We start from the raw sequence: 6,493 nt of genomic DNA on the forward strand, positions 1-6,493 counted from the left end.
CCCCACGACTGGCCGCCTGCGGCCGCCGATCCCGCCCCGATCAGCCCCTCATTCGGGTCACGGCGTCGGTGAGCTGCGCGTCTTCCTCCTCGGTGATCCGCACGCCCAGATCCCGGACCTCGGTCACGATCTCCGGGGCCGTCAGTTCCCGCTGCCGGGTCGGCCGCCCAGGGGTGCGCACGGTGGTGCCGTGTTCGGTCACGGTCACGTGGCCCCGCGGGGTGTGCTTCATGACCATGAGGTGGTGTCGGAAAATGGACTCCGCACCGGTCGAGGTCTGCAGGTGGCCCATCCGCACGTCCGCGGGGTGGATGGTGGACTCGTCCAGCACGTGTTCCATGGCCCCGTCCCGCTCGAACGACCACACGGGCCAGCCTTCGTCCGTGACCCGCGCGATCGAGAAGGTGCGGTCCCCCTCCACGCGGCGAGCGCCGTCGTCCAACGGGATAGGACCCGTGATGCTGAAACCGAAGCCGGGATCGCACAGGTAGCGAGTGCCGGCGAGGTCCACGAGTGTGGTCATGTGGGTGCGCGGGCTCTCGAACGAGCGCACGCGACCCAGGGCGCGGCGCACGGTGAAACCCAGCGTCTCCAGGACGGCCGCGAACAACTGCGAGTGCTCGAAACAGTACCCGCCGCGGCGGCGTCGGACGAGTTGGTCCTGCACGGTCGCCAATTCCACCCCGGGATGCCGTCCGAGCAGCACCTCCACGTTGCTGAACGGGAACGTGAATACATGGGCGCGATGCAGCCGTTCGAGCAGGCCCAGGTCGCGGGGAGCGTCGGCGAGTTGCGCGGTCTCGACATCCAATGCAGCGAGGTAGCCGGGGACGTCCACGTCCTCGATCCGCCACGGGGATGCGGGGCGTTCGTTCATCATGACCTCCGGGGGCGCGGGAGCGGGCCGGTACGCAGGGCGCGGCAAGGTTGGCCCGGCATTATGGTGACACACGACCGCGCCCCGACAAGGACCCGTCATGCATCCGCACACCACGTCCCCGTCCTCCTCATGAGCCGCGCTCCGGGACGCGCCGTCGGCTGGGCGTTGGGTCTGCTCGTGGTGCTCGCCCTCGTGGTGGGTACCGTGTGGGCCGGTTCGGGACCGCTGCGTTCGCTCGTGTCGAGTGCCCCTCCCGCACTGGGCAGGGCGGAATGCACGGTGACCACGCAGGACGGGGACGTCACCCTGACCCGCGAGGAGGCCAAGGCCGCGACCACCGCCGTCGCGCGCGGTGCGGACGCCTCCGCGGTACCCGGCGTGGAGCCGACTGTCATGGAGCGTCTCACGCACGGCCCGCCCGACGACGCCGGGCCCAGCCTGCGCTGCCGCGGGCACAGCAGCGAGGGACTCGAGGCGCAGGAGATCACCCCCTCCGGGCTGACGCCCCGGGCCGAAGCGGTCCGGGACGCGATGATCGAGGTCTTCGGCCCCCTGAGCCTCGGCGGTTTCGCCCCGGGCGGTGTGGGCCACGGACATGGCGAGAATTCCACGCACTACGACGGGCGCGCCGTCGACGTGTTCTTCCGCCCCGTGACGGAGGAGAACCGCCGGCAGGGGTGGCAGCTCGCGCACTGGCTCGTGGCCCACGCCGAGGACCTGGACGTCCAGTACGTGATCTTCGACGACATGGTCTGGGGTTCGCGCTCCCCCGCCGGGCGCTGGCACCCCTACAACGCGCCCGCGCCGGCGAACGAGATCCTGCGCCACCTGGACCACGTGCACGTGGACGTGGTGCGCGGGGAGCCCGCGTAATCGTCGCGCACTCCGGCCCGATCCCGTAACGTGACGAACCAGCCCGCACGGCACCCGTTGCGGTCCGTCCCAGCGCAGGAGGACACCCATGAACGCTCACGTGGTGGTTTTCGGAGCCACCGGATACACCGGCCGCCTGGTGGTCGAGTCCCTCGTGGAACGGGGAGTGCGCCCCGTCCTCGCCGGGCGCCGCGAACGGCCCCTGAACCAGCTGGCCTGCACGCTGGGCGGCCTGGACGTGCGGACCGCGGACCTGGCCGAGCCCGATTCCGTCCGCGCGCTGGTCTCCGAGGGGGACGTCCTGGTCACCACCGTGGGACCCTTCGAGCGACTCGGGGACGTGGCCGCGGACGCCGCCGCGGCCCAGGGTGCCCACTACCTGGACTCGACGGGTGAGGTGGGCTTCGTGCGTCGGCTCCAGGAGCGCTATCCTGCCGCCGCGCCCGACGACGCCGCTGCACCGGGTGATGCGCCCCGCGGCACCATGCTGCCCGCATTCGGTTACGACTACGTGCCCGGGATCCTCGCGGGATCCCTGGCTCTGGAACGCGCCGGGGACCGCGCCGAGACCCTGCGGGTGGGCTACTTCGCCCCCGGGGCGGGCCCTACCGGGCTGAGCGGCGGGACCATGACCACCATGCTCGAAGAGCTGAGCAAACCGTTCCTGGTGTGGCGTGATCACCGGTGGAAGAAGCCGGGGCGGATACCGCGGCAACACACGTTCACGGTGGACGGGGCGAAGCGCAACACGGTGATGGTCCCCGGGAGCGAGATCGTGTTCCTGCCGGACGCGTTCCCGAAGGTTGCGAACATCGAGGTGTTCAACGGGTGGTTCTCCGCGCCGGGGCCAGTCATGAAGGCTGCGCTGCCCGTGATGGCCGTGGCCGGTTCCTCGTCCCTGGCCCGCAAGGCGCTCGGCAAGGGCATCACCGCCCTGACCGGTTCCGAGGGTGGGCCCAGTGCCAGTGAGCGGGTGAAGTCGTCCTCCCTGGCCATCGCTGTGGCCACCGATTCCCGGGGCGAGACCGTGTCCGAGGTCCGCGTGGCGGGTCCCAACGTCTACACGCTCACCGGCCACCTGTTGGCGGCCGGCGCGGAGCACGTGCTCAAGGACCGTTCACGGGCGCGCGGGGTGGTGGGCCCGCTGCAGGCCTTCGGCATGGAAGGCCTCGTGGAGCTGTGCGCTTCGGCGGGGTTGCGGGAGGTCAGCCCCGGGGCGGCTCGCTGACCGCGGTCGAGCCGCCTTCCACGTGAGGATCTGCCGATGACGACGCCCCGGTCGCTGAGACCCCGGACGACGGCGCTCCGCGCACCGCGGCGACGTTCCCCCGGTGGGTAGACACGGCGTCGTCGGCATCCGAGGACTCACGGCCGGCGGCATCGGAGGAGTGAACGTCGTCGTCGCCGTGCTTCTTGCCGAAGGGCAGCACGTGGACGATGCCCACGATGATGGAACCCCACACGATGCCCAGCACCAGGGCGCAGAACGTCTCCACGAGCCACGCGAGCGCGGGGCCCACCCCGGCCACGTGGTGCACTGACTCGCCCAGGTGGTGGACCCAGTCGTACACGGGGGTGAACCCGAGGTCGGCCATGCCCACCAGGATGATGTGCCCGCCCACCCACAGCATGGCGAAGACACCCACGATCGAGATCACGGACAGCACCGTGGGCATGGCCTTGACCAGGCCCCGGCCGAACTTCTGGGCGCCCTCGGAGTCCTTCTGGGCCAGGGCCAGGCCGATGTCGTCCATCTTCACGATCAGGGCCACGACGCCGTAGACGAGCACCGTGATGAAGATCGCCACCACGATCAGGATGAGCGTGCGGGTCAGGAACGGCTCGTGGGAGACCTCGTTGAGCGCGATCACCATGATCTCCGCGCTGAGGATCAGGTCCGTGCGGATCGCCCCGGAGGTGATCTTCTTCTCCGCCTCCGGACCGCGGTCCGCGGCGGGTTCGTTGGGGGCGTGCTCCTGGTGGGACAGGTGCTCGATCACCTTTTCCGCGCCCTCGAAGCACAGGTACGTGCCGCCCAGCATCAGCAGCGGCGTGAGCAACCACGGCGCGAACTGGCTCAGGATCAGGGCCACCGGCAGGATGATCAGCAGCTTGTTGCGCAGGGAGCCGATCGTGATCTTCTTGATGATCGGTAGTTCCCGCTTGGGGTTAACACCCTGCACGAATCGCGGGGCCACCGCGGTGTCGTCGACGACGACGCCCGCGGCCTTGGCGCTCGCACGCCCCGCCGCCCCGGCAACGTCGTCCACACTCGCGGCGGTCAGCTTGGCGAGTGCCGCGATGTCATCCAGCAGCGCAGCCAGTCCAGCGGCCATCAGGCTCCCTCAATCCATGTGCTCAGCTATCTCGATTAAGGACAAGCGTAAAGGGTGCCGCGGCCGGCGCGAACCACGAGCGGCATCGGCCCCTGTCCGAGGTGGTTCGCGCCTCGGTCGCCGAGACCGCTACGCGCGGTCGATTCCGCTGCGGTGCAGATCGGCCATCGCCTGTGCGACCACGACGGCGCGTTCGGGGCCCAGGACGTCCACGAACGTGGCCGTCATCGTCTCGGCCACGAGATCACGAACCTTCCCTGCCGTGGTGCGGCCTTCGGCGGTGAGCTCGAGGTAGACGACGCGCCGGTCCTCGGGACACGGGGCACGCCGGACCAGGCCGCGCTTGGTGAGCCGGTCCGCGACCTTGGTGAAACCGCCGGTGCTGAAGGCCACCTGACGGGCCAATTCGGCCATGGGCATGCGCTGGTGCGGGGTGCACGTCAGCCGCAGCAACGCCTCGGCCTCCGCGGTGTTCAACGCATGGGCCGCGGCCACCTCTCGGTGCAGGTTCTTGTTGGTGCTCTGGAACCCCTCGATCACCTGGCCCCACAGGGTCACGGGGTCCACCGCCTGGGCAGCGGTGTCGGTGTGCGCGGTCATGATCTCCCCTTTCAAGCCCTTAGAACTCGTTGAGCTGGGGGATGATTTTACCTCGCCTCGGAAACATTTGTCCAAGAATCTTCTTGCCCAGCCATCTCCAGCCTCGCACCCTGTCCCGCCCCCTTGAGCGGACCCCGACCGCAAGTTAGTCTTGCGAAGAAGATATTTCTGTTTAAACAAGTTCATCTCCACCCGGACCGCCCCGTCGCATCCCGGACCCGCGCCGGGTGGCCGCGACAGCAGCGTCGTCGACCCCGGCGAATACAGTCGGCGCACGAAACCACGAGGAGCCGCCATGACCGAGCAGGACCGTTTCTTCCTGGACAAGTCCGACCCCTCCAGCTGGCGGGCGGTCAACGCCTTCTCCCGCAAGGTCGGTGCCGCTGCAGAGGATGCGGGCACCCCCGCCTCGGTCGTGGAGCTGGTCAACGTGCGAGTGTCCCAGCTCAACGGGTGCGCGTTCTGCCTGGACCTGCACGTCCGCAAGGCCGAGGCTGCCGGGGTGACCGCGCAGCAACTCGCCGTGCTCCCCGCATGGCGTGACACCGTTCTTTTCAATGCCGTGGAACGGGCCGCCCTGATCATCGCCGAAACGGCCACCCTGCTGCCCGACGAGAACACGCGGCACGCCGAGCAGGCCGCGGCCCGGGAAGCACTGAACGACGAGCAGTACTCCGCCCTGCAGTGGACCGCGATCGCGATCAACGCCTTCAACCGGATCTCCATCCTGTCCGGACACCCCGTCCGTCCCCGTAAGACTGCGTCCGCGCCGGCCGGTGCGACCACGAGCACCGGAGGTGCGCGATGACCAACCTGGAAAGCAACCCGCAAGAGGTCCTGTGCACCGAGGCGATCGGTGCCGGGGCGGCCCTGCTGACCCCGCGGGACGTGCCCCTGGGTGGCCCGCGGGCGATGACCGTGCGCCGCACCCTCCCCCAGCGCCATCGCAGTCTCATCGGCGCGTGGTGTTTCCTGGACCACTACGGCCCCGATCCCGTGGCGGACACCGGGGGCATGTCCGTGGCGCGCCACCCGCACACCGGCCTGGCCACGGTGAGCTGGCTGTTCACCGGCGGCATCTCCCACCTGGACTCCGCCGGGTACAGCGCGAACGTGCGCCCCGGGGAGGTCAACCTCATGATCGCCGGGCGCGGGATCTCCCACCAGGAGTTCTCCACCCCGGACACCACCACCCTGCACGGCGTGCAGCTGTGGTACGCCCTGCCGGACGACACCCGTCACATGGCACCGACCTTCGAGCACTACACGCCAGAGCCCGTGAAGAACCACGGCGCCGAGCTGCGGATATTCATCGGTGAGCTGGCCGGATCCACGTCCCCGGTGAACACCTACACACCCCCGCTGGTGGCCGCCGAGATCCTCATGGAGCCGGGAACGGAACTGGAACTGGAACTGGACCCGTCCTTCGAGCACGGGGTCCTGGTGGACACCGGGGACCTGAGCCTGAACTCGGCGCCGATCCCGGAGGACCACCTGGCCTACCTCCGCACGGGGCGGGACAGCGTGGTCCTAACCGCCGGTGAGAAGCCCGTGCGGGCCATGCTCCTGGGCGGGGAGCCCCTGGGGGAGCAGATCGTGATGTGGTGGAATTTCGTGGGCCGCACCCACGAGGAGGTCATGGCCTACCGTGAGCAGTGGCAGGCCGAGATCGACGCCGAACCGGCCCCCACCCCAGAGTCCGGAACTTACTCGGACGGGACCCCGTACCCGCGCTTCAGCCCCTTTCCCGACGATCAGCCCGCGCCACTGCCGGCCCCGACTTTGCCCACCGTCACTTTGCGAC

The 6,493-nt window shown here is 69.5% G+C and carries 7 protein-coding genes; 4 read left to right on the forward strand and 3 right to left on the reverse strand.

The window, feature by feature from the left end; genetic code table 11:
• Positions 1–40 precede the first annotated feature (40 nt).
• Positions 41–880, reverse strand: coding sequence for an arylamine N-acetyltransferase (locus J1M36_RS08745; RefSeq protein ID WP_206479093.1), 840 nt, complete (start codon positions 878–880; stop codon positions 41–43).
• A gap of 129 nt (positions 881–1,009) precedes the next feature.
• Here J1M36_RS08745 and J1M36_RS08750 point away from each other — a divergent pair, with 129 nt between their 5' ends.
• Both J1M36_RS08750 and J1M36_RS08755 read left to right on the forward strand, forming a co-directional pair.
• Positions 1,010–1,753 (forward strand): hypothetical protein, encoded by a 744-nt coding sequence (locus J1M36_RS08750; RefSeq protein WP_241247041.1) that lies wholly within the window; start codon positions 1,010–1,012, stop codon positions 1,751–1,753.
• Between the two features lie 88 nt (positions 1,754–1,841).
• The gene (locus J1M36_RS08755; RefSeq protein ID WP_144998481.1) at positions 1,842–2,981 is read left to right on the forward strand and encodes a trans-acting enoyl reductase family protein; all 1,140 of its coding nucleotides are present in this window, start codon (positions 1,842–1,844) and stop codon (positions 2,979–2,981) included.
• Here the strand turns inward: J1M36_RS08755 and J1M36_RS08760 are convergent.
• Together J1M36_RS08760 and J1M36_RS08765 are read right to left on the reverse strand one after the other, a co-directional pair.
• Positions 2,959–4,089 (reverse strand): DUF808 domain-containing protein, encoded by a 1,131-nt coding sequence (locus J1M36_RS08760; RefSeq protein WP_144998483.1) that lies wholly within the window; start codon positions 4,087–4,089, stop codon positions 2,959–2,961. The two genes, J1M36_RS08755 and J1M36_RS08760, sit on opposite strands and share 23 nt — an antisense overlap.
• A gap of 129 nt (positions 4,090–4,218) precedes the next feature.
• On the reverse strand, positions 4,219–4,689 hold the full coding sequence (locus J1M36_RS08765) for a MarR family winged helix-turn-helix transcriptional regulator (protein ID WP_098053616.1): 471 nt from the start codon (positions 4,687–4,689) through the stop codon (positions 4,219–4,221).
• Positions 4,690–4,984: 295 nt separating this feature from the next.
• Here J1M36_RS08765 and J1M36_RS08770 point away from each other — a divergent pair, with 295 nt between their 5' ends.
• Both J1M36_RS08770 and J1M36_RS08775 read left to right on the forward strand, forming a co-directional pair.
• The gene (locus tag J1M36_RS08770; protein WP_206479094.1) at positions 4,985–5,497 is read left to right on the forward strand and encodes a carboxymuconolactone decarboxylase family protein; all 513 of its coding nucleotides are present in this window, start codon (positions 4,985–4,987) and stop codon (positions 5,495–5,497) included.
• On the forward strand, positions 5,494–6,493 hold a 1,000-nt coding region (locus tag J1M36_RS08775; protein ID WP_206479095.1), incomplete at its 3' end, for a pirin family protein. The genes J1M36_RS08770 and J1M36_RS08775, both read left to right, overlap by 4 nt.

Origin of the sequence: Kocuria sp. KRD140 (genome assembly GCF_017168375.1) — a bacterium.
Lineage (GTDB): Bacteria > Actinomycetota > Actinomycetes > Actinomycetales > Micrococcaceae > Kocuria > Kocuria marina.

What these genes read in the sequence shown, in the direction of transcription:
- J1M36_RS08745 (WP_206479093.1), bottom strand. Translation starts at nt 880, where the DNA reads ATGATGAACGAACGCCCCGCATCCCCGTGGCGGATCGAGGACGTGGAC.
- J1M36_RS08750 (WP_241247041.1), top strand. Translation starts at nt 1,010, where the DNA reads ATGAGCCGCGCTCCGGGACGCGCCGTCGGCTGGGCGTTGGGTCTGCTC.
- J1M36_RS08755 (WP_144998481.1), top strand. Translation starts at nt 1,842, where the DNA reads ATGAACGCTCACGTGGTGGTTTTCGGAGCCACCGGATACACCGGCCGC.
- J1M36_RS08760 (WP_144998483.1), bottom strand. Translation starts at nt 4,089, where the DNA reads ATGGCCGCTGGACTGGCTGCGCTGCTGGATGACATCGCGGCACTCGCC.
- J1M36_RS08765 (WP_098053616.1), bottom strand. Translation starts at nt 4,689, where the DNA reads ATGACCGCGCACACCGACACCGCTGCCCAGGCGGTGGACCCCGTGACC.
- J1M36_RS08770 (WP_206479094.1), top strand. Translation starts at nt 4,985, where the DNA reads ATGACCGAGCAGGACCGTTTCTTCCTGGACAAGTCCGACCCCTCCAGC.